Source organism: Pseudomonas sp. Irchel s3b5, assembly GCF_900187435.1.
Classification (GTDB): Bacteria; Pseudomonadota; Gammaproteobacteria; order Pseudomonadales; family Pseudomonadaceae; genus Aquipseudomonas.
This window is the reverse complement of sequence record NZ_FYDY01000002.1, coordinates 317,337-339,520: the sequence shown is the minus strand read 5'-3', so window position 1 is coordinate 339,520 and position 22,184 is coordinate 317,337. Positions and strand designations below refer to the sequence as shown.

The window sequence follows — 22,184 nt, the reverse complement described above, 5'->3', positions numbered from 1 at the left end:
TCAGAACACGGTCAATAAAATGTGGGAGCGAGCCTGCTCCCACAGGTTTTTGTGTGTGGCAGTCAGATCGAGGGAGCCTGCAATTGCGGCGGCGGGGTGAAATCGAACGGTGCCAGCGCAAACCCGCTGTCATCCACCTGCAATGCCCAGCCTTGACGGTCCCAATCCCCCAGCACAATGCGCCGTGCCGCTTGTTCGCCCAGTTGCAACTTGTGGATGGCGGGGCGGTGGGTGTGGCCGTGGATCAGGGTTTTCACGCCGTATTCCTGCATGATCCGCGGAATCTCCTCGGGCGTGACATCGACGATGTCATTGGCCTTCATCCGTGTTTGCGCACGGCTTTCACTGCGCAGCTTACGGCCCAGTTTATGGCGGGTACTCAAGGGCAAATGGCGCAGGATGAACAGCGTGATCGGGTTGCGCAGGTAACGCCGCAACTTCATATAGCCGACGTCGCGGGTGCAAAGGCTGTCGCCGTGCATCAATAGCACCGGCTCGCCGTTGAATTGCACGACACACGGGTCCTTCAACAAGGTACAGCCGGCCTGTTTGCAAAAAGCCTTGCCGAGCATGAAGTCACGATTGCCGTGCATCAGAAAAATGGCCGTGCCGCTGTCGCTCAACTCGCGCAGGGCCTGGCAGATGGAACGCTGGAAAGGGGTCATGGCGTCGTCGCCAATCCACGCTTCGAAAAAGTCGCCCAGAATGTACAACGCACTCGCCGAGCGGGCGCGTCCGGCGAGCAAATCCAGAAACGCCCGGGTTATGTCCGGGCGCTCCTCTTCCAGATGCAAATCTGAAATCAGCAATATCACTCAATGATCTCGGCTTTCTCGATGATCACGTCGTCTGCTGGTACGTCCTGGTGGCCGGACTTGGAAGTGGTGGCCACGCCTTTGATCTTGTCGACAACGTCGGTGCCGGCGGTCACTTTACCGAATACCGCGTAGCCCCAACCCTGAGTGTTCTTGCCGCTGTGGTTGAGGAAGCTGTTGTCTGCCACGTTGATGAAGAACTGCGCGGAAGCCGAATGCGGCTCCATGGTGCGGGCCATGGCGACGGTGTACTTGTCGTTGGAGAGGCCGTTGTCAGCTTCGTTCTGGATGCTTGGACGCTTGTCTTTCTTTTCTTTCATGCCTGGCTCGAAACCGCCGCCCTGGATCATGAAGTTACCGATGACACGGTGGAAAACGGTGTTTTCGTAGTGATCGGCCTTAACGTACTCGATGAAGTTGGCCACGGTGATCGGGGCTTTATCGGCGTTCAGTTCGAGGACGATGTCGCCATGGTTGGTCGTCAGTTTGACTTGGGTCATGATCGGGACTCTTTTGAGGTGAAGCGTATTAAAGGAATTCGTGGTGTTGGAACCTCACGTTCCGCCACCGGTTCAGCCTGTCTCGGCCAAGGTGCGCAGTTTAGCGTGCCGGGCGCGAATTTCGAGGCTGTTTTTTCATTTAGAGCCTATTAAATACGACGGTTTACAGGGTGCGCTCTGTCAGGCACTTGACGGCATCGGCTATGATAGCGGCTTTGTTTTGTCCGGCCTTCATTACGGCCACGCACTTGTACGTTCAAGGATCCTATGAGCAAGCCCACTGTCGACCCTACCTCGAATGCCAAGACCGGCCCTGCCGTGCCGGTCAACTTCCTGCGGCCGATCATCCAGGCAGACCTGGACTCGGGCAAGCACACGCAGATCGTTACCCGTTTCCCGCCTGAACCCAACGGCTACCTGCACATCGGCCACGCCAAGTCGATCTGCGTGAACTTCGGCCTGGCCCAGGAGTTCGGCGGCGTCACGCACCTGCGTTTCGACGACACCAACCCGGCCAAGGAAGACCAGGAATACATCGACGCGATCGAAAGCGACGTCAAATGGCTGGGCTTCGAATGGTCCGGCGAAGTGCGCTACGCCTCGCAGTATTTCGACCAGTTGCACGACTGGGCGGTTGAGCTGATCAAATCCGGCAATGCCTACGTCGATGACCTGACCCCGGAGCAAGCCAAGGAATACCGTGGCAGCCTGACCGAGCCAGGCAAGAACAGCCCGTTCCGTGATCGCTCCGTGGAAGAAAACCTGGACTGGTTCGCCCGCATGAAGGCCGGCGAGTTCAAGGACGGCGCCCGCGTACTGCGCGCCAAGATCGACATGGCCTCGCCGAACATGAACCTGCGCGACCCGATCATGTATCGCATTCGCCATGCGCATCACCACCAGACCGGCGACAAGTGGTGCATCTACCCGAACTACGACTTCACCCATGGTCAGTCGGACGCCATCGAAGGCATCACCCACTCGATCTGCACCCTGGAGTTCGAAAGCCACCGTCCGCTGTACGAGTGGTTCCTCGAGCACTTGCCTGTGCCGGCCAACCCGCGCCAGTACGAATTCAGCCGTCTGAACCTGAACTACACCATCACCAGCAAGCGCAAGCTCAAGCAACTGGTCGATGAGAAGCACGTGCATGGTTGGGACGACCCGCGCATGTCCACGCTGTCGGGCTTCCGTCGCCGTGGCTACACGCCGAAATCGATCCGCAACTTCTGCGAAATGATCGGCACCAACCGTTCCGACGGCGTGGTCGACTTCGGCATGCTCGAATTCAGCATCCGCGACGACCTCGACCAGAGCGCGCCGCGTGCCATGTGCGTGTTGCGACCGCTGAAAGTCGTGATCACCAACTACCCGGAAGGCCAGGTCGAGAACCTCGAACTGCCATGCCACCCGAAAGAAGACATGGGCGTGCGCGTCCTGCCGTTCGCTCGCGAAATCTACATCGACCGTGAAGACTTCATGGAAGAGCCGCCGAAGGGCTACAAGCGCCTGGAACCGGCCGGTGAAGTGCGTCTGCGTGGCAGCTACGTGATCCGTGCCGACGAAGCGATCAAGGACGCCGATGGCAACATCGTCGAACTGCGTTGCTCGTACGACCCGGAAACCCTGGGCAAGAACCCTGAAGGCCGCAAGGTCAAAGGCGTGGTGCACTGGGTGCCGGCCGCGGCCAGTGTCGAGTGCGAAGTGCGTCTGTACGATCGTCTGTTCCGTTCGGCCAACCCTGAGAAGGCCGAAGACAGCGCCAGTTTCCTGGACAACATCAACCCTGATTCGCTGCAGGTACTCACCGGTTGTCGTGCGGAGCCTTCGCTGGGCAACGCACAGCCGGAAGACCGTTTCCAGTTCGAGCGCGAAGGTTACTTCGTCGCGGATATCAAGGACTCGAAACCAGGTCAGCCGGTATTCAACCGTACCGTGACCTTGCGTGATTCGTGGGGCCAGTGATTCAAGGAAGTTAACGTGCTAACCATTTACAACACGCTCACCAAGAGCAAAGAAGTCTTCAAGCCTTTGGATGGCAACAACGTGCGCATGTACGTCTGCGGGATGACCGTGTACGACTACTGCCACCTGGGCCACGGCCGCAGCATGGTTGCGTTTGACCTGGTGACACGCTGGTTGCGCTTCAGCGGTTACGACCTGACTTATGTGCGCAACATCACCGACATTGACGACAAGATCATCAACCGGGCCAACGAGAACGGCGAATCGTTCGAAGCGTTGACCGAGCGCATGATCGCGGCGATGCACGAAGACGAAGCGCGCCTGAACATCAAGAAGCCGGACATGGAACCGCGTGCCACGGATCACATCCCTGGCATGCACGCGATGATCCAGACCTTGATCGACAAGGGTTACGCCTACGCCCCGGGCAATGGCGACGTGTACTACCGCGTCGGCAAGTTCATGGGCTACGGCAAACTGTCGCGCAAGAAGATCGAAGACCTGCGCATCGGTGCGCGCATCGAAGTCGACGAGTCCAAGCAGGACCCGCTGGACTTCGTGCTGTGGAAAGCCGCCAAACCGGGCGAGCCGAGCTGGGAATCGCCGTGGGGCGCCGGGCGTCCGGGCTGGCACATCGAATGCTCGGTGATGTCGACCTGCTGCCTCGGTGAGACTTTCGACATTCATGGCGGCGGCAGCGACCTTGAGTTCCCGCACCACGAAAACGAAATCGCCCAGAGCGAAGCGGCCACCGGCAAGACCTACGCCAACGCGTGGATGCATTGCGGCATGATTCGCATCAATGGCGAGAAGATGTCCAAGTCCTTGAACAACTTCTTCACCATTCGCGACGTGCTCGACAAGTACCACCCGGAAGTCGTGCGTTACCTGCTGGTGTCGAGTCACTACCGCAGCGCCATCAACTATTCGGAAGACAACCTCAAGGACGCCAAGGGCGCACTCGAGCGTTTCTACCACGCGTTGAAAGGCCTGCCGACTGTCGCGCCTGCTGGCGGCGAAGCGTTCGTCGAGCGCTTCACCACGGTGATGAACGACGACTTCGGCACGCCGGAAGCCTGTGCGGTGCTGTTCGAGATGGTCCGCGAGATCAACCGCCTGCGCGAGAGCGATATGAACGCAGCGGCCGGTCTGGCAGCCCGTTTGAAAGAACTGGCCAGCGTGTTGGGTGTGTTGCAACTCGAAGCCGATGACTTCCTGCAAGCCGGTGCCGAAGGGCGCGTGGACGCAGCCGAAGTCGAGGCGCTGATTGCCGCGCGTCTGGCAGCACGCGCCGACAAGGACTGGGCCGAATCCGACCGCATCCGCGACCAGCTCACCGCCATGGGCGTGGTGCTGGAAGACGGCAAGGGCGGCACGACCTGGCGTCTGGCTGACTGATTGCTGTAGTCGCTACAAACAAAACCCGCCTTGTGCGGGTTTTTGTTTTTAGGGGCTGCTCGCTAATTCTGCTCTGACAGGGCGGGCGTCATCGCTGGCAAGCCAGCTCCTACAAGGTCGCGCCGTTCGCCAAATTCACGTACACCTCGGGCACTGTAGGAGCTGGCTTGCCAGCGATGGGGCCTGTCCGGGCAACCCATCATTCCGTCTGGCGCAGCCGTTTGTAGAGGGTATTGCGACTAACCCCCAACCGCCTGGCCAGATACGAAATATTCCCCCCGCAGCCATTCTGCTCTGACAGGGCGGGCCCCATCGCTGGCAATCCAGCTCCTACAAGGTCGCGCCGTTCGCCAAATTTACGTACACCTCGGGCACTGTAGGAGCTGGATTGCCAGCGATAGGGCCCGTCCGGGCAACCCATCATTCCGTCTGGCGCAATCGCTTGTAAAGGGTGTTACGGCTCACCCCAAGCCGCCTGGCCAGATACGAAATATTCCCCCCAGCCGCCTGCAACTGCCGATTCAAATCCTCCACATCATTCAAATCCACGGCAATCGGTTCCGCCGTCTCGACCGGCTCCATCTCCAGATCAACAAAGAAATCATCCGGCAAATGCTCCGGCCGCACCGGTTGTTCCTCGGCCATGGCCAGGGCTACCTGAATCACGCTGCTGACCTGACGTAAATTGCCTGGCCACGGGTGACGGCTGAACAGTTCCAGCACTTCGTGACTCAACCCGGCCCATTGGCTCGGCTCGCGGTGTTGTTCCCACAGGCGTTTGAACAGCGCCTCTTTATCACTGCGTTCTCTCAAGGGCGGCAATTCCAGGGTCAGGCCGCCGATGCGGTAGTACAAATCCTCACGAAACCGCCCCAACTGCACCTGTTCGCGCAACGAACGGTTGGTCGCGGAAATGATGCGCAGGTCCACCGGGAACAACTCACTGCTGCCCACCGGTTGCACGCAACGCTCCTGCAATACCCGCAGCAAACGCGCCTGGGTCGGCAGCGGCATGTCGCCGATTTCATCAAGGAACAACGTGCCTTTGTCAGCCTTGCGAATCAGCCCGATGCTGCCTTTCTGATTGGCCCCAGTGAATGCGCCTCTCTCGTAGCCGAACAGTTCAGATTCGACCAGTTCGGCGGGGATCGCGGCACAGTTCACCGCAATAAACGCCTGTTTGCTGCGAGAGCTGGCTTGATGCAGCGCTTTGACGAAAACTTCCTTGCCGACCCCGGTTTCCCCATGGATCAGCAACGGAATGTCTTTTTCCAGCAAGCGCTCGGCCTGGCGCACGGCTTTTTCCACGCGGCTGTCGCCAAAATGCAGGGTGTTCAGGCTGATCGCAGCAGGCGCCGCCACGGGTTCAGCAAACACTCGCGGCTGCACCGGCACTTGTTGCGGCCTTTTCAACAGGCACTGAAAGCGGTTGCGCCCGGAAGCTTGCAGAGAGAAGGGCAGGCCTTCGGGTTGATTGAGCAGTTCCAGCAGCGAAACCTTGAACAGGCTTTCAACGCTGATCCGTGACAACCGAACGCCGAGCAAATTATCGGCGCGGCGATTGGCCGAAAGCACCTGGCCGCTCTCATCGAAAATCAGCAACCCGGCCCACTGGCTGTCGAGGTTGTTCAGCCCAGTGTTGAACGTCAGTTGAAAATGCTGACCGTGGAACAGGTTGAGGATCAGCCGGTTTTCCACGGTCTGGCTCATCATCTTGACCATGCCCAAGGTGTGGGACGGCGGCAGGTAGCTGTCGCTGGAGACGTCGAGCACCGCAATGACTTTGCGTTCAGCATCGAAAATCGGCGCGGCGGAACCGGTCATGAAACGGTTGGCCTTGAGGAAGTGTTCGTCATGCTCAATGTGCACCGCCTGCTCGCAGGCCAGCGCAGTGCCAATAGCGTTGGTCCCGCTGCAACGTTCCATCCAGCTGGCGCCGGCGCTGAACCCGCGGGTCAGGCTCGGTTCAATGAAACGCTGGGTCCCCCATGACGTCAGCACCTGGCCCTGATTGTCGGCGAGCATGATCAGGCAATTGGAGTTGCTGAGGATGTTCTCGTAGTACGGCAGCACTTCCTGATGGGTGGTCTGCACCAGGGAATGCTGGCTCTCCAGCAGTTGCGCAATGTCCACGGCCGGCAATTGGTCGAATGCCGGCGTGCTCTGGTGACTGAGGCCGAACGCGCGGCAACGTGACCAGGAGTCCTGGATGATGGCGTCGTGGGAGAGCGGCGAGGCGGGTGCGGCCATGGCAGTCGATCTCTGGGAAAGCTTTTATTGTTTTTATGGGTTTTGCACATCACGTTGAATCTCACACGTGACGGTTCTGGCGCGCCACGCCTTTGTAGGAGCCGGCTTGCTGGCGATGGCGATGGCGATGGCGATTTCGATGACGCCATCGCCAGCAAGCCGGCTCCTACAGGTGGCCGTGAACAGTCCATAGAGTGTTGTTCACTATTGTTCATTGTCAATCGCTCGACTGTTCAGTTGTTCATTTCCAATTGTTCATTTGTGTTCAGCAACGAACGCCATTTTTCTTCCTTTTTCAGGATTTCCAAACTGAATCAATAACTTGAATTTTCTGGCACGAATGTCGCTGTAGTGCTCCGGTCGCTTGACTCAAAAAAATAAAAAGGCCGAGCCATGTCACTCACCCTGGAGCACGTCAGCCGCACCGTCGAGGGCCAGACATGGATCGACGATGCCAACCTGAGTTTCGAACCCGGATCGTTCAACGTTTTGCTTGGGCGTACCTTGTCCGGCAAAACCAGTCTCATGCGGCTGATGGCCGGTCTGGATAAGCCTGACAGCGGTCGCATCCTGATGAATGGCGTCGATGTCACCCAGCGACCTGTGCGGTTGCGCAACGTGTCGATGGTGTACCAGCAGTTCATCAACTACCCGACCATGACGGTGTTCGAGAACATCGCCTCGCCGTTGCGACAGGCCGGGATCTCCAACGAACAGATCCAGAGCAAAGTGCTGGAAACCGCGAAGATGCTGCGCATCGAGAAGTTCCTCCAGCGGCATCCCCTCGAACTCTCCGGTGGTCAGCAACAACGCACGGCCATGGCCCGGGCGTTGGTCAAGGACGCGGAGCTGATCCTGTTCGACGAACCGTTGGTCAACCTCGACTACAAGTTGCGCGAAGAGCTGCGCCAGGAAATGCGCGAGCTGTTCAAGGCGCGCCACACCATCGCCATTTACGCCACCACCGAGCCCAACGAAGCGTTGGCCCTGGGCGGCACCACGACGATTCTTCATGAAGGCCGGGTGATTCAGAGCGGGCAGTCGTCCTCGGTCTATCACCAGCCGCAGTCAGTGCTGGCGGCCGAGCTGTTTTCCGAACCGCCGATCAACCTGATGCCGGGGCGCATTGCCGGCAATGAAGTGAGCTTCGCCAACTTCGTGCACTTCCCGCTGAACGTCGATCTGCGTCCGGTGGGCGAGGGCGAGTTTCGCTTCGGCGTGCGGCCCAGCCATATCTCGCTGGTGCCGAGTAACGACGACGACCTCGAGCTGGCGGTGACTGTCGAAGTCGCGGAAATCAGTGGCTCGGAAACCTTCCTGCACGTGCGCAACGAGCATTTCCTGTTGGTGCTGCACTTGCCCGGCGTTCACGAATACGACGTCGATGCGCCGATTCGCATCTACATCCCGACCCATAAACTGTTTGTGTTCGATGCGCAGGGGCGGCTGGTCCAGGCGCCGGGCCGGCGTGTCGCGAGGGTTGCCTGATGGCCGAAATCCGTTTGCAGAACCTCGCCCACAGCTACAGCAAAACCCCGACCGGACCGGAGGATTATGCGATTCGCGAGATGGACCACATCTGGGAGCAGGGCGGAGCCTACGCCTTGCTTGGCCCCTCGGGCTGCGGCAAGTCGACCTTGCTCAATATCATTTCCGGGCTGCTCAGTCCGTCCCAGGGGCATGTGCTGTTCGACGGCAAAGCGGTCAACAACCTGACCCCGGAGAAGCGCAACATCGCTCAGGTTTTCCAGTTCCCAGTGGTCTACGACACCATGACGGTGTTCGACAACCTGGCCTTCCCGCTGCGCAATCAGGGCATGGCCGAGGCGAGGGTTCACAGCAAGGTGCAGGAAATCGCCGAAGTCCTCGACCTGCAGAATCTGCTGAGCAAAAAAGCCCGCAACCTCACCGCCGACGAGAAACAGAAAGTCTCCATGGGCCGTGGGCTGGTGCGTGACGATGTGTCGGCGATTCTCTTCGACGAGCCGCTGACGGTGATCGACCCGCACCTGAAGTGGAAGCTGCGGCGCAAGCTCAAGCAGATTCACGAGCAGTTCAACATCACCATGGTCTACGTCACCCACGATCAGCTGGAGGCCTCGACCTTCGCCGACAAGATTGCGGTGATGTACGGCGGGCAGATCGTGCAGTTCGGTACGCCAAGGGAACTGTTCGAGCGCCCCAGCCACACCTTCGTCGGCTACTTCATTGGCAGTCCGGGCATGAACCTGATCGACGTGCAGCCGCAACCGGGTGGCGTCGGTTTCGCGTCGACCCATCTGCCGTTGTCCGAGGCCATGCAGCAGCGCATTGCTGAATCGGAGTGGAAAACCCTGAAGGTCGGCATTCGTCCGGAGTTCATCCATGTGTGGGACGAAGCCTTTGATGACGCGTTGCGGGCAAACGTCGTACACGTGGAAGACCTCGGCACCTACAAGATCATGACCCTGAACCTTGATGGGGCTCCGCTGAAAGTGCGTCTGGCGGAAGACAAACCGGTGCCACAAGGCACGGCGTACATCAGCTTTCCGGCGCAGTGGTTGATGGTCTATGCCGACGAGTTCCTGCTGGAGGCGCAAGCCCACGAGGTGCAGCGATGAACAAGGTGCAGAACAATAAAGCCTGGTGGCTGGTGCTGCCGGTGTTCCTGCTGGTGGCGTTCAGTGCCGTGATCCCGATGATGACGGTGGTCAACTACTCGGTGCAGGACATCTTCGACCAGTCCAGCCGCTACTTCGTTGGCGCCGACTGGTACAAACAAGTGCTGCTCGACCCGCGCCTGCACGACTCGCTGCTGCGCCAGTTCATCTATTCGGCCTGCGTGCTGCTGATCGAAATCCCCCTGGGCATCGCGATCGCCCTGACCATGCCGACCAAGGGCCGCTGGTCGTCGGTGGTGCTGATCATCCTGGCGATTCCGTTGCTGATCCCGTGGAACGTGGTCGGCACCATCTGGCAGATTTTTGGCCGGGCCGACATCGGTCTGCTGGGGGCGAGCCTCAAGGCCATGGGCATCAACTACAACTATGCGGCGAACACCATGGATGCCTGGGTCACCGTGCTGGTGATGGACGTCTGGCACTGGACGTCGCTGGTGGCGCTGCTGTGCTTCTCCGGCCTGCGGGCGATTCCGGACGTGTACTACCAGGCGGCGCGGATTGACCGGGCCTCGGCCTGGGCGGTGTTCCGGCACATCCAGTTGCCCAAGCTCAAGAGTGTGTTGCTGATCGCCGTGATGCTGCGCTTCATGGACAGTTTCATGATCTACACCGAGCCGTTCGTGCTCACCGGTGGCGGGCCTGGCAACGCGACGACCTTCCTCAGCCAAACCCTGACGCAGATGGCGATCGGGCAGTTCGACCTGGGGCCGGCCGCCGCGTTTTCGCTGGTGTACTTCCTGATCATCCTGTTGGTGTCCTGGCTGTTCTACACCGCCATGACTCACTCCGACGCCAACCGCTGAGGCCATCATGAGCAAGAGAAAGCTTGTTCCACTGCTGCTCTACATCCTGTTCCTGCTGGTGCCGATCTATTGGCTGCTGAACATGTCGTTCAAGAGCAACGGCGAAATCCTCGGCGGCCTGACGCTGTTCCCCCAGGATTTCACCCTCCACAATTACAAGGTGATTTTCACTGACCCGGCCTGGTACACCGGTTACCTCAACTCGCTGTACTACGTGAGCCTGAACACGGTGATCTCCTTGAGCGTGGCGCTGCCGGCGGCGTATGCGTTTTCGCGTTATCGCTTCCTTGGCGACAAGCACCTGTTCTTCTGGTTGCTGACCAACCGCATGGCGCCGCCAGCGGTGTTCCTGCTGCCATTTTTTCAGCTGTACTCGTCGATCGGGTTGTTCGACACGCACATCGCCGTGGCCCTGGCCCATTGCCTGTTCAACGTGCCACTGGCGGTGTGGATTCTCGAAGGCTTCATGTCCGGCGTGCCGAAGGAAATCGACGAAACCGCTTACATCGACGGCTACAGTTTCCCCAAGTTCTTCGTGAAGATTTTCATCCCGCTGATCGGCTCCGGCATCGGCGTGACGGCGTTTTTCTGCTTCATGTTTTCCTGGGTCGAACTGCTGCTGGCGCGAACCCTCACCTCAGTGAACGCCAAACCGATCGCGGCGGTGATGACGCGCACGGTCTCGGCGTCCGGCATCGACTGGGGCGTGCTGGCGGCGGCGGGGGTGTTGACCATCCTGCCGGGCATGCTGGTGATCTGGTTCGTTCGCAACCACGTGGCCAAGGGCTTTGCCCTGGGCCGGGTATGAGGAGCTGATGATGGAATGGATGAGTTGGACGGTCCCCACGGCGGCATTTTTTAGTGTCATCGGTTTGATCCTGGTGGGCATGACCACCTGGGAATTGCGTTCGCCGAGCATTCTGCGACGAGGTTTTTTGCCGATTGCCACCACCCGTGGCGATCGGCTGTTTATCGGTCTTCTCGGCAGCGCCTACCTGCATTTGCTGGTAATCGGCGTCACCGACTGGAGCATCTGGGTCGCCTTCGCGATGTCCCTGGTGTGGCTGTTGGCTGTGATGCGTTGGGGCTAGTCGAATCGCTCGGCAATGTTGCTCCGAAACTTAAACAGGAGGTCTCTATGTTCGACAAAAACAATAAGCTGCGACATAGCATTTCATTGGCAGCCATGCTGGCACTCAGCGGTTTGAGCGCATCGGCCTGGGCCGACGCCTATGAAGACGCGGCGAAGAAATGGATCGGCGCTGAGTTCAAACCGTCGACCCTGACGGCCGATCAACAACTGGAAGAGCTGAAGTGGTTCATCAAGGCCGCGGAGCCGTTTCGCGGCATGAGCATCAAAGTGGTCTCGGAAACCATCGCCACCCACGAGTATGAATCCAAGGTGCTGGCCAAGGCCTTCAGCGAGATCACCGGCATCAAGCTGACCCACGACTTGCTGCAGGAAGGCGACGTGGTGGAAAAGCTGCAAACCCAAATGCAATCGGACAAAAACATCTATGACGGCTGGGTCAACGACTCGGACCTGATCGGTACGCACTTTCGCTACGGCAAGACCGAATCGATCACCGACCTGATGGCCAACGAGGGCAAGAACTTCACCTCGCCGACCCTCGACATCAAGGACTTCATCGGCATCTCCTTCACCACGGCACCGGACGGCAAGATCTATCAATTGCCTGACCAGCAGTTCGCCAACCTGTACTGGTTCCGCGCCGACTGGTTCGAACGCGCAGACCTGAAGGCCAAGTTCAAGGAAAAGTACGGCTACGAGCTAGGCGTACCGGTGAACTGGTCGGCCTATGAAGACATCGCGAAATTCTTCAGTGAAGACGTCAAGGAAATCGACGGTAAACGCGTTTACGGGCACATGGACTACGGCAAGAAAGACCCGTCACTGGGTTGGCGTTTCACCGATGCCTGGTTTTCCATGGCCGGTGGTGGCGACAAAGGCATCCCCAACGGCTTGCCGGTGGACGAGTGGGGCATTCGCGTCGAGGACTGCCATCCGGTGGGCTCCAGCGTGACACGCGGTGGCGACACCAATGGTCCGGCGGCGGTGTTCGCCACCACCAAATACGTGGACTGGATGAAGAAGTACGCACCACCGGAAGCGGCGGGCATGACCTTCTCCGAATCCGGGCCGGTGCCCTCGCAAGGCAGCATCGCTCAGCAGATCTTCTGGTACACCGCATTCACCGCCGACATGACCAAACCGGGCTTGCCGGTGATGAATGCCGACGGCACGCCGAAATGGCGCATGGCGCCGTCACCGCGTGGACCGTATTGGGAAGAGGGGATGAAACTGGGTTATCAGGACGTGGGTTCCTGGACCTTCATGAAGTCCACGCCTGAGAAGCAAAAACTGGCGGCCTGGCTCTATGCGCAATTCGTGACGTCGAAAACCGTCTCGCTGAAGAAAACCATCGTCGGCCTGACCCCGATCCGCGAGTCGGACATCAACTCGCAAGCCATGACCGACCTGGCGCCGAAACTCGGTGGCCTGGTCGAGTTCTACCGCAGCCCGGCCCGCGTGCAATGGACCCCGACCGGGACCAACGTGCCGGACTATCCTCGCCTGGCACAACTGTGGTGGAGCCACATTGCTGAAGCCGCCAGCGGTGAGAAAACCCCGCAACAGGCGCTTGATGGTCTGGCCAAGGATCAGGACGCCATCATGTCCCGCCTTGAGCGCTCGAAAGCCCAAGCCACTTGCGCGCCGAAAATGAACCCGGAACGCGACGCGCAATACTGGTTCGACCAACCGGGTGCGCCTAAGCCGAAACTGGAAAACGAGAAGCCGAAAGGCGAAACCGTGAGCTATGCCGAACTGCTGAAATCCTGGGAGGCAGCGCGTAAGTAAGGAGGTTGTGTTGTGAAAGCGAACGGCACCGGAAGGTGCCGTTTTTTGTTGTCTGATCCACCGTCATCGCTCGCAAGCGAGCTCCTACAAGGGATTTCTGCCGCCCACATAATTTGCACCCACTGCCGGCCCACTGTAGGAGCGAGCAGGCTCGCTCTCACATGGGCAGTTATGCGTCGGCTTTTGGAAACCCCAACCGAAACACCGTCATCGTTCCCGGCAAACTCTGCACCTGTGCTACGCCCTGATGCAGGCTCATGATCGAGCGCACAATCGCCAGACCCAGTCCGGTGCTGCCTTGGGCACGAGATCGGCTGCTGTCGACCCGGTAAAAGCGCTCGAACAGATGCGGCAGATGCTGCGCTTCGATGCCGGTGCCGGGGTTGCTGACGAGCAGCGAAGCCTCTGTTGCGCCGCACTCGATCAGTAGTGAAACGGTTTCTCCGGGCGGACAGTGGCGCAGCGCATTGGACAACAGATTGGAGATCGCCCGTTGAATCATCAACCGGTCGCCCAGCACCCGCGCGCTGCCAACCACACTCAGATCGATCCGCTTCTCCTGGGCCGACAGCGCAAACAGATCGGCGACTTTCAGCGCTTCATCCTCCAGCTCGATCAACTCAAAAGGCGCGAGCGACTCCGGATGACTGACCTGCGCCAGAAACAGCATGTCGCAGACGATCCGAGCGACACGCTCCAACTCTTCAATGCACGACACCAATACATCTTTGTACTCTTCGGTCGTGCGTTCTCGGGACAGGGTTACCTGCGCCTTGCCCATCAGGTTGTTGATCGGCGTGCGCAGCTCATGGGCCAGGTCATCGGAGAACTGCGAGAGCTGCTGCACACCGTTGTCGAGGCGGTGCAGCATGAAGTTGATGCCTTGCGCCAGTTCGCTCAACTCCTGCGGCATGTTTACCACCGACAGTCGATGGTCAAGATCCTGGGTCGATACCATCGCCGCCACTTTGCGAAACTCGCGCATCGGAGCCAGGCCTCGTTGCACCGTCACCCAGGCACTCAAGCCAATGAAGATCAGCAGCCAGGGCAACGCTATCAGCGTCGAGCGCAGATAGGCCCTGAGCAATGCCTGGTCGTGGGCATTGTCCATCGACAGCAACACCGGAACACTGGTGCCATCCTTGAGGCGAATCAGCTTTGACAGAGTGAGATATTTCGCGCCTTCAGCACCGGTGCTGTCGCTGTAGGTCAACTGATCGCTGGTCGCTCGCACGGCTTTGAGTTCAGGGCGTGGATCGACCATGCCGGTGCCGGACTTCAGCAGCGGGGAACGCTGGTTGCTTCGGTCGTAAATGGTCAGCGTGAGATTGTCGTGGCCCATGACCTGATCGAGCAGGATATGCGGCTTCGAACTGATCTCAGCGGGGTCGGTGTACAGCGACAGGCCGTGTTCAATCTGCTCCATCTTGCTGGCCAGACTGTCCCGGGAGAGCGTATTGAGCTCATGGGTCAGGGCGAAGTAAGCCAATACTGCGAGGAACATCACCAACAGTGCCCCAAGAATACTCATGGTCAGTCCCAGCCGTAGCGACAGGCTCGCTGGTTTCATTCCCGCGCCTCCAGAACGTAACCGACGCCGCGCAAGGTGTGGATCAGCTTGCGGTCGAACGGATCGTCGATTTTCGCCCGCAAACGCCGTATCGACACTTCAACCACGTTGGTGTCGCAATCGAAGTTCATGTCCCACACCAGTGAAATAATCTGCGTGCGGGTCAGCACTTCGCCGGACTGACGCATCAGCAGATGCAGCAGGGCGAATTCCTTGGTGGTCAGGTCGATACGTTGCTCGCCGCGAAAGGCACGGTGACGACCCGGATCGAGCTCCAGATCGGCGACTTTCAGAACCTGCGGCACCGGGATGTTTTCACTGCGGCGCATCAGCGTGCGTACCCGTGCGAGCAGTTCGGGAAACTGGAATGGCTTGACCAGATAATCATCGGCGCCCAGGTCGAGACCACGAATCTTGTCGGCCAGACGACCGCGGGCAGTGAGCATCATCACCCGGGTGGAGTGCGTGTGACGCAGTTGTTCCAGCACGCCCCAGCCATCCATCTCCGGCAGATTCACGTCCAGGATCACCAGGTCATACGCCTGCTGTTGCGCCAGGTGCAATCCATCGGCGCCGGTGGCCGCGTGGTCAACGACATAACCACTTTCCGTCAGTCCCTGATGCAAGTATTCGGCAGCTTTAAGCTCGTCCTCGACGACAAGGATTCGCATGATTAATCACCACTTATATTTAATGGGTAAGTCACTAGGTCAGTCAGGAAAGTTTGTTGTTTTTGAAGGGTTTCCGAACGGGTTTATTGACGACACTGTGTTGTGAGTTTCAGATTTCCTATTGAGGATTTCTTTGAGTGAGGGTGCGCAAGGTAAAGGCTGTAGTGGCTAAAGAGTCAATGATTGACTGAGTCTAGAGCCCTGAAATCGGCCTTCTGCGACACCCTGACGCAGCGCGCCAGGCCAAAACACTCACTCGATTCATTAGAGGTGAACTGAGGCAAGTGCTGTTTGGCGGATAATGCTTGTGTATTTGTTTCGATGTATTGCTATATCAAGGTGGGCACTTCGCATCCTAGTGCAAAACAACTTCCATAATCCCTGGATAACGGATTTGTAATCTTCCAGTCACCTTGTCGATAAGTTCAAAACTCTACCGTGGCGACAGTCTTGATTTAAAAAGGAAGTATTCCATTGCCCGGTTTAAGAGAACTGACGGCGCGATCACGCCTGAAAAAAACAGTAAGGGCGGTGACCGCCGGCTGCGCGTTACTGCTGGCGGGTTCGGGACTTGCGCAAGCATCGACACTGACCCTGGAACAAGCCCTGAAAACAGCGTTTGCCGGTAACCCCGACCTCGCGGCAGCCCAGTGGGAAATCGGCATCGCCGAAGGTGACCGCAAGCAGGCCGGGTTGATCCCTAACCCCGAAGTGTCGTGGGAGGCCGAAGACACCCGCCGCGATTCGCGCACGACCACGATGATGCTCAGCCAGCCGATCGAACTGGGCGGTAAACGCGGCGCCCGAATCGATGTTGCGAGTCGCGCACAGGACGCGGCCGGAATCGAATTGGAGAACAAGCGCAATGCCCTGCGCGCCGATGTGATCCTGGCGTTCAACAGCGCTCAAACGGCGCAGCAACGCTTGCAGCTGTCCCGCCAATCGCTGCTACTCGCCGAGAACGGTTTGCGCGTGGTCAAGGGGCAGATCGATGCCGGAAAATCATCGCCGGTCGAAGGCACTCGGGCGCAAGTGCAGCTCTCGGAAGTGCGCCTGGAGCTGAGCCGCGCAGAACGTGATCAGGCCAATGCCTATCAGCAATTGGCGCAGGTGATGGGCGCACCGTTGCCGACATCGACCGCCGTGCAAGCCGTCACAAATAGCATGCCCAACGTGCCACCGCCGGCCCGTTTGCTTGCGCGTCTGAATGAAACCGCCGAACTGCGTCTGGCCAAATTGCAGATCGATCAGCGTGAAGCATCGCTGGGGCTGGAGAGGTCGCAACGCATCCCCGATCTGACGGTGAGCGTCGGTAGCCAGTACAGCGAAACCGACCGCGAGCGAGTCAACGTGGTCGGGCTTTCGATGCCGATCCCTTTGTTCAACCGCAACCAAGGCAACATTCTGGCGGCCGCGCGGCGCAGCGATCAGGCCCGGGATTTGCGCAACGCCACCGAGCTGCGCCTGCGCACGGAAATTCAGACCACCCTTGAGCAATGGCAGACCGCCAATGACGAAGTCAAAGCGTTCAACCAGACAATTCTGCCCGCCGCACAAAGTGCGGTCGACAGTGCCACCCGCGGATTCGAAATGGGCAAGTTCGGCTTTCTCGACGTGCTCGACGCCCAGCGCACCCTGATCAGTGCCCGCAGCCAGTACATCCAGGCAGTCAGTGAAGCGACAGACGCCCGGGTACGCATCGAACGCATCTTCGGCGACCTCGCCGTCAGCCCTTGAATTTCATCTTTTTGATTACTGCGCGGCGATAGGCGCAGAGGAGTTTGCATGGATAAAAAACTGATCGTTGTCGCACTGGCGACAATGGCGTTCGGCATTGGTATCGGTTCGATGTGGCCGGGCAATTCCGCCGTCGACGCCCATGCCGATGAAGCGGCGGAACAGGCGGATCACGCTGAAGACGGCGCAGCCACTGACGGTGGACATGCCGAAGGCGAAGAAGGGCTCCTGGCGTTGAGTGCCGAACAGATCGCTGCCGCCGGCATTCAACTGGTGCAATCGCGGGCGCAGAACATCAGCCTCGGCCTGCCGTTCCCCGGCGAAGTGCGTTTCGATGAGGATCGCACGGCTCACCTGGTGCCACGCGTTCCTGGTGTTGTCGAGTCGGTTTCGGTCAATCTCGGGCAATCCGTGAAGAAAGGCCAGTTGTTGGCAGTCATCAGCAGTCAGCAGATCTCCGATCAGCGCAGCGAACAGGCTGCGGCACAACGGCGCCTGGTGTTGGCTCGCACCACCTACGAGCGCGAGAAGAAACTGTGGCAGGACAAGATTTCAGCCGAGCAGGACCTGCTTCAGGCGCGCCAAGCGCTGGAAGAAGCCGAAATCGCCGTGACCAACGCCCGGCAAAAAATCAGCGTACTGAGCGGAAGCGTGGTTGCCACCGGCGGTAATCGCTACGAATTGCGTGCGCCATTCGATGGTGTCGTGGTGGAAAAACACCTGACACCGGGGGAGGTGGTCGATGAAACCACCGCAGCCTTTACGCTCTCGGATCTGTCGCGAGTCTGGGTGACTTTCGGCGTTTCGCCCAAGGAACTGAGCAAGGTGCAAGTGGGCAAACCCGTTACCGTCAGCGCTCCGGAATTGAACGCCGAGGTTGCCGGCACCGTCAGCTACGTCGGCAGTCTTTTAGGCGAACAGACCCGCACCGCCACTGTTCGCGTCACCCTGGAAAACCCGCAAGGCTCCTGGCGTCCAGGCCTGTTTGTCACTGCGCTGGTCGCCACCGACAGCCGACAGGCGAACGTCGCAGTACCGGAAACCGCCATCCAGACCATCGAGGACAAACCCACGGTGTTCGTGCGCACCGACGACGGCTTCAAGGCGCAAACGGTGGCGCTGGGAAACCGTGCGGCAGGTTTGGTGGAGGTCACCCAAGGGTTGGGGGCCGGCGTGCAAGTCGCGGCTGCCGGCAGCTTCGTTCTCAAGTCGGAAATGGGCAAAGCCTCGGCCGAACACGCTCACTAGCGCCTTCCCGTAAACGCCCACCGATCCGCCCCTCGACGAGACAGTTCTCATGTTCGAACGCCTGATCCAGTTTGCCATTGAGCAGCGCATCATCGTGCTGCTCGCCGTTCTGCTCATGGCCGGCCTCGGCATCGCCAGTTATCAAAAATTGCCGATCGACGCTGTGCCCGACATCACCAACGTCCAGGTCCAGATCAATACCGGCGCCGCCGGGTTCTCGCCCCTGGAAACCGAGCAACGCATCACCTTCCCGATTGAAACCGCCATGGCCGGTTTGCCGGCGCTGGAGCAGACCCGTTCGCTGTCGCGTTCGGGGCTGTCGCAGGTCACGGTGATTTTCAAGGACGGCACAGACCTGTTCTTCGCCCGCCAATTGGTCAACGAGCGTTTGCAGATCGCCAGGGAGCAATTGCCCGAAGGTGCGGAGGCGGTGATGGGGCCGATTTCCACCGGCCTCGGCGAGATTTTCCTGTGGACGGTGGAAGCACAGGAGGGCGCGCTCAAGGACGATGGCACGCCTTACACACCAACTGATCTGCGCGTGATTCAGGACTGGATCATCAAGCCGCAGTTGCGCAACGTCCCCGGTGTGGCCGAGATCAACACCATCGGCGGCTTCGCCAAGGAATACCAGATCGCGCCCGACCCGAAACGGCTGGCGGCGTACAAGCTGACCCTGACGGATCTGGTCACGGCGCTGGAGCGCAACAACGCCAACGTCGGCGCCGGTTACATCGAGCGCAGCGGCGAGCAGTTGCTGATTCGTGCGCCGGGGCAAGTGGCGAGTACCGAGGACATTGCCAACATCGTCATGGCCAATGTCGATGGCACACCGATCCGGGTCCGCAATGTCGCAACCGTGGACATTGGCCGTGAACTGCGCACCGGTGCTGCCACCGAAAACGGTCGTGAAGTGGTGCTCGGCACGGTGTTCATGTTGATCGGCGAAAACAGCCGCACAGTGTCGCAAGCCGTCGCCAGCAAGCTGGAGCAGATCAACCGCTCCTTGCCCAAAGGCGTGATCGCTGTCCCGGTCTACGACCGCACGCACCTGGTCGACAAAGCCATCGCCACGGTGAAGAAGAACCTGGTCGAAGGCGCCATTCTGGTGATCGCGATTCTGTTCCTGTTCCTGGGTAACATCCGTGCGGCGCTGATCACCGCGATGGTGATTCCGCTGTCGATGCTGTTCACCTTCACCGGGATGTTCAGCAACAAGGTAAGCGCCAACCTGATGAGCCTCGGCGCCCTCGATTTCGGCATCATCGTCGACGGCGCGGTGGTGATCGTCGAAAACACCCTGCGCCGATTGGCCCATGCACAGCAACATCACGGCCGATTGCTGACGCGATCCGAGCGTTTCCATGAAGTGTTCGCGGCGGCCAAGGAGGCGCGGCGGCCGCTGATTTTCGGTCAGTTGATCATCATGGTCGTGTACCTGCCGATCTTCGCCTTGAGCGGCGTCGAAGGGAAAATGTTCCATCCGATGGCGTTCACCGTGGTCATCGCGTTGCTCGGTGCCATGCTGCTGTCGGTGACCTTTGTCCCGGCCGCGATCGCGCTGTTTGTCACCGGCAAGGTCAAGGAAGAAGAGGGGGCGGTCATGCGCGGCGCACGTCAGGTTTATGCGCCCGCGCTGACCTGGGTGATGTCCCATCGCGCCGTGGCGATGGGCGCGGCACTGGGCGTGATTGTATTGAGCGGCGTGCTGACCAGCCGCATGGGCAGCGAGTTTGTACCGAGCCTCAGCGAAGGCGATTTTGCCCTGCAAGCCTTGCGCGTGCCTGGCACGAGCCTCACACAATCGGTGGACATGCAGCAGCGTCTGGAAACCCTGATCCTCGAAAAAGTGCCGGAGGTCGAGCGGGTGTTCGCCCGCACCGGCACCGCCGAAATTGCCTCTGATCCGATGCCGCCAAACATCTCCGACAGCTATGTGATGCTCAAGCCAAAAGACCAGTGGCCGGACCCGGGCAAATCCCGCGAAACCCTGATGGCCGAACTGCAACAAGCTGCCGCGACGCTGCCGGGCAGTAACTATGAGCTGTCGCAGCCGATCCAGTTGCGCTTCAACGAACTGATCTCCGGCGTGCGCAGCGATGTGGCGGTCAAGGTATTCGGGGATGACATGGCGGTGCTCAATGCTACGGCGACGAAGATTGCCTCGGCCATGCAAGCGGTGACGGGAGCATCCGAGGTGAAGGTCGAGCAAACGACCGGGTTGCCGGTGCTGACCATCAACATCGACCGCGACAAGGCCGCGCGTTACGGGCTCAACGTCGGCGATGTGCAAGACACTATCGCGGTGGCGGTCGGTGGGCGGCAGGCGGGGACGTTGTATGAGGGAGACCGGCGTTTCGACATGGTGGTGCGCTTGTCCGATGCCATGCGCAAGGACATCGACGGCCTGTCGGCGCTGTTGATTCCAGTGCCGGCGCCGCTCAACGCGGCTGCCAACCAGATCGGTTTCATCGCGCTCAAAGACGTCGCCAGCCTCGACCTGGTGCTGGGGCCGAATCAAGTCAGCCGCGAAAACGGCAAACGGCTGGTGATCGTCAGCGCCAACGTGCGCGGACGGGATATCGGTACGTTCGTCGAAGAGGCGGGTGAAAAGATTGAACGCGATGTGCAGATTCCGGCGGGTTACTGGACCAGTTGGGGCGGGCAATTCGAGCAATTGCAGTCGGCGGCCAAGCGCTTGCAGATCGTGGTGCCGGTGGCATTGCTGCTGGTGTTTGGTCTGTTGTTCATGATGTTCAACAACCTCAAGGATGGTCTTCTGGTGTTCACCGGAATCCCGTTCGCGTTGACGGGGGGCGTCATGGCGCTGTGGCTTCGAGACATTCCGCTGTCGATCTCGGCGGGCGTCGGGTTCATCGCGTTGTCGGGGGTGGCGGTGCTCAACGGTCTGGTGATGATCGCGTTCATCCGCAACCTGCGGGAGGAGGGGCGTTCACTCTTTGACGCGATCAACGAAGGCGCACTGACGCGACTGCGACCGGTGTTGATGACGGCGCTGGTGGCGTCCCTGGGGTTCATTCCCATGGCCCTGGCCACCGGAACCGGGGCGGAAGTGCAGCGTCCGCTGGCGACGGTGGTGATTGGCGGGATTTTGTCTTCGACCATCCTGACGCTGCTGATATTGCCTGCGCTGTATCAGCTCGCCCATCGTCGCGACGAAGAGGAAACCCTCGCCAAATAAGTGCCCCCTGTAGGAGCGAGCCTGCTCGCGATAGCGATGGATCAGCCAGCTTCATTGCCGACTGACAGATTGCTATCGCGAGCAGTCTCGTTCCTGCAGTTTTTGTATCCATCCGAAGAACAGCTCGCACATAACGGATATGTAATTTCGGCGCCACCGTCACGAAAGGTTCAGATTGTTACCTTGATCCCGTTAGTTAATTAAACGAGGAATCAAACATGAAAATTGTACAGATGGGTGCTTTTGTTGTGGCGTTGGCGATGTCTTCCCTGGTCATGGCCGAAGGCGGCGGCGACAGGACGTTCGAAAAAATGATGGCAGCCAATGAGCGTTCGATGGAGCAATTTGTCGCAAGGGAACAGGCGCGAGATTCCGTGGTTTCCAATGAAAAGCAGGACGACAAGAGCAAAGACTTGTAAGCGTGTCGCACTTGAACAAGCCCGTCATTGAGTCTCGATGGTGGGCTTTTTTATGAGCCGGATTT

Annotated in this window: 17 protein-coding genes and 1 pseudogene; 12 read left to right on the top strand and 6 right to left on the bottom strand. The window is 59.4% G+C overall.

Annotated elements, in window-relative coordinates:
- Nucleotides 1-62 precede the first annotated feature (62 nt).
- Complete coding sequence (lpxH, locus tag CKW15_RS03755; RefSeq protein WP_095151626.1) at nt 63-815, bottom strand: UDP-2,3-diacylglucosamine diphosphatase; 753 nt, start codon at nt 813-815, stop codon at nt 63-65.
- The gene (locus CKW15_RS03750) at nt 812-1,315 is read right to left on the bottom strand and encodes a peptidylprolyl isomerase (RefSeq protein WP_095151625.1); all 504 of its coding nucleotides are present in this window, start codon (nt 1,313-1,315) and stop codon (nt 812-814) included. Before CKW15_RS03750 ends, lpxH begins: the two co-directional genes overlap by 4 nt.
- A 267-nt stretch (nt 1,316-1,582) precedes the next feature.
- Here CKW15_RS03750 and CKW15_RS03745 point away from each other — a divergent pair, with 267 nt between their 5' ends.
- Together CKW15_RS03745 and cysS are read left to right on the top strand one after the other, a co-directional pair.
- A complete protein-coding gene (locus CKW15_RS03745; RefSeq protein ID WP_095059566.1) occupies nt 1,583-3,280 on the top strand; it encodes a glutamine--tRNA ligase/YqeY domain fusion protein in 1,698 nt (565 codons plus the stop codon).
- Nucleotides 3,281-3,295: 15 nt separating this feature from the next.
- Entirely contained in the window at nt 3,296-4,678 is a 1,383-nt protein-coding gene (gene cysS / locus CKW15_RS03740; RefSeq protein ID WP_095151624.1) for a cysteine--tRNA ligase, read from the top strand.
- A gap of 199 nt (nt 4,679-4,877) precedes the next feature.
- On the opposite strand, the pseudogene CKW15_RS29000 reads toward cysS, so the two are convergent.
- Together CKW15_RS29000 and CKW15_RS03730 are read right to left on the bottom strand one after the other, a co-directional pair.
- A pseudogene (locus CKW15_RS29000) lies at nt 4,878-4,958 on the bottom strand (helix-turn-helix domain-containing protein); the annotation flags it as partial.
- Nucleotides 4,959-5,098: 140 nt separating this feature from the next.
- On the bottom strand, nt 5,099-6,928 hold the full coding sequence (locus CKW15_RS03730) for a sigma-54-dependent Fis family transcriptional regulator (protein WP_095151622.1): 1,830 nt from the start codon (nt 6,926-6,928) through the stop codon (nt 5,099-5,101).
- 393 nt (nt 6,929-7,321) lie between these two features.
- Here CKW15_RS03730 and CKW15_RS03725 point away from each other — a divergent pair, with 393 nt between their 5' ends.
- The 6 genes from CKW15_RS03725 to CKW15_RS03700 are packed head-to-tail and all read left to right on the top strand — an operon-like array spanning nt 7,322 to nt 13,272.
- Nucleotides 7,322-8,416, top strand: a complete 1,095-nt coding sequence (locus tag CKW15_RS03725) for an ABC transporter ATP-binding protein (protein WP_095151621.1) — start codon at nt 7,322-7,324, stop codon at nt 8,414-8,416.
- Nucleotides 8,416-9,528, top strand: a complete 1,113-nt coding sequence (locus tag CKW15_RS03720) for an ABC transporter ATP-binding protein (RefSeq protein WP_095151620.1) — start codon at nt 8,416-8,418, stop codon at nt 9,526-9,528. The genes CKW15_RS03725 and CKW15_RS03720 overlap by 1 nt, the downstream gene beginning before the upstream one ends.
- Nucleotides 9,525-10,391, top strand: coding sequence for a carbohydrate ABC transporter permease (locus CKW15_RS03715; protein ID WP_020801179.1), 867 nt, complete (start codon nt 9,525-9,527; stop codon nt 10,389-10,391). The genes CKW15_RS03720 and CKW15_RS03715 overlap by 4 nt, the downstream gene beginning before the upstream one ends.
- 7 nt (nt 10,392-10,398) lie before the next feature.
- Entirely contained in the window at nt 10,399-11,199 is an 801-nt protein-coding gene (locus CKW15_RS03710) for a carbohydrate ABC transporter permease (RefSeq protein WP_095151619.1), read from the top strand.
- Nucleotides 11,200-11,209: 10 nt separating this feature from the next.
- Nucleotides 11,210-11,482 carry a DUF2160 domain-containing protein gene (locus tag CKW15_RS03705; RefSeq protein WP_095151618.1) on the top strand — a complete coding sequence of 91 codons (273 nt, stop codon included), beginning with the start codon at nt 11,210-11,212 and terminating at the stop codon, nt 11,480-11,482.
- Between the two features lie 47 nt (nt 11,483-11,529).
- Complete coding sequence (locus tag CKW15_RS03700; RefSeq protein WP_095059557.1) at nt 11,530-13,272, top strand: ABC transporter substrate-binding protein; 1,743 nt, start codon at nt 11,530-11,532, stop codon at nt 13,270-13,272.
- Between the two features lie 169 nt (nt 13,273-13,441).
- Here the strand turns inward: CKW15_RS03700 and CKW15_RS03695 are convergent, their stop codons facing one another.
- Nucleotides 13,442-14,842 carry a heavy metal sensor histidine kinase gene (locus CKW15_RS03695; RefSeq protein ID WP_095151617.1) on the bottom strand — a complete coding sequence of 467 codons (1,401 nt, stop codon included), beginning with the start codon at nt 14,840-14,842 and terminating at the stop codon, nt 13,442-13,444.
- Entirely contained in the window at nt 14,839-15,513 is a 675-nt protein-coding gene (locus CKW15_RS03690; protein ID WP_095059555.1) for a heavy metal response regulator transcription factor, read from the bottom strand. The genes CKW15_RS03695 and CKW15_RS03690 overlap by 4 nt, the downstream gene beginning before the upstream one ends.
- A 474-nt stretch (nt 15,514-15,987) precedes the next feature.
- Here CKW15_RS03690 and CKW15_RS03685 point away from each other — a divergent pair, with 474 nt between their 5' ends.
- The 4 genes from CKW15_RS03685 to CKW15_RS03670 all read left to right on the top strand — a co-directional run bounded on the left by CKW15_RS03685 (nt 15,988) and on the right by CKW15_RS03670 (nt 22,119).
- On the top strand, nt 15,988-17,250 hold the full coding sequence (locus CKW15_RS03685; RefSeq protein WP_095059554.1) for a TolC family protein: 1,263 nt from the start codon (nt 15,988-15,990) through the stop codon (nt 17,248-17,250).
- 48 nt (nt 17,251-17,298) lie between these two features.
- Entirely contained in the window at nt 17,299-18,498 is a 1,200-nt protein-coding gene (locus CKW15_RS03680) for an efflux RND transporter periplasmic adaptor subunit (protein ID WP_095151616.1), read from the top strand.
- A 49-nt stretch (nt 18,499-18,547) separates the two neighbouring features.
- Nucleotides 18,548-21,700: a CusA/CzcA family heavy metal efflux RND transporter gene (locus CKW15_RS03675; protein WP_095151615.1), complete on the top strand. Its 3,153-nt coding sequence runs from the start codon at nt 18,548-18,550 to the stop codon at nt 21,698-21,700.
- A gap of 218 nt (nt 21,701-21,918) precedes the next feature.
- Complete coding sequence (locus CKW15_RS03670; protein WP_095059551.1) at nt 21,919-22,119, top strand: co-regulatory protein PtrA N-terminal domain-containing protein; 201 nt, start codon at nt 21,919-21,921, stop codon at nt 22,117-22,119.
- The last annotated feature ends 65 nt before the right edge of the window (nt 22,120-22,184 follow it).

Excerpts from the sequence above, each read along its gene's own strand:
- CKW15_RS03750 (WP_095151625.1), bottom strand. The coding sequence starts at position 1,315 with ATGACCCAAGTCAAACTGACGACCAACCATGGCGACATCGTCCTCGAA.
- CKW15_RS03745 (WP_095059566.1), top strand. The coding sequence starts at position 1,583 with ATGAGCAAGCCCACTGTCGACCCTACCTCGAATGCCAAGACCGGCCCT.
- CKW15_RS03730 (WP_095151622.1), bottom strand. The coding sequence starts at position 6,928 with ATGGCCGCACCCGCCTCGCCGCTCTCCCACGACGCCATCATCCAGGAC.
- CKW15_RS03725 (WP_095151621.1), top strand. The coding sequence starts at position 7,322 with ATGTCACTCACCCTGGAGCACGTCAGCCGCACCGTCGAGGGCCAGACA.
- CKW15_RS03720 (WP_095151620.1), top strand. The coding sequence starts at position 8,416 with ATGGCCGAAATCCGTTTGCAGAACCTCGCCCACAGCTACAGCAAAACC.
- CKW15_RS03715 (WP_020801179.1), top strand. The coding sequence starts at position 9,525 with ATGAACAAGGTGCAGAACAATAAAGCCTGGTGGCTGGTGCTGCCGGTG.
- CKW15_RS03710 (WP_095151619.1), top strand. The coding sequence starts at position 10,399 with ATGAGCAAGAGAAAGCTTGTTCCACTGCTGCTCTACATCCTGTTCCTG.
- CKW15_RS03705 (WP_095151618.1), top strand. The coding sequence starts at position 11,210 with ATGGAATGGATGAGTTGGACGGTCCCCACGGCGGCATTTTTTAGTGTC.
- CKW15_RS03700 (WP_095059557.1), top strand. The coding sequence starts at position 11,530 with ATGTTCGACAAAAACAATAAGCTGCGACATAGCATTTCATTGGCAGCC.
- CKW15_RS03695 (WP_095151617.1), bottom strand. The coding sequence starts at position 14,842 with ATGAAACCAGCGAGCCTGTCGCTACGGCTGGGACTGACCATGAGTATT.
- CKW15_RS03690 (WP_095059555.1), bottom strand. The coding sequence starts at position 15,513 with ATGCGAATCCTTGTCGTCGAGGACGAGCTTAAAGCTGCCGAATACTTG.
- CKW15_RS03680 (WP_095151616.1), top strand. The coding sequence starts at position 17,299 with ATGGATAAAAAACTGATCGTTGTCGCACTGGCGACAATGGCGTTCGGC.
- CKW15_RS03675 (WP_095151615.1), top strand. The coding sequence starts at position 18,548 with ATGTTCGAACGCCTGATCCAGTTTGCCATTGAGCAGCGCATCATCGTG.
- CKW15_RS03670 (WP_095059551.1), top strand. The coding sequence starts at position 21,919 with ATGAAAATTGTACAGATGGGTGCTTTTGTTGTGGCGTTGGCGATGTCT.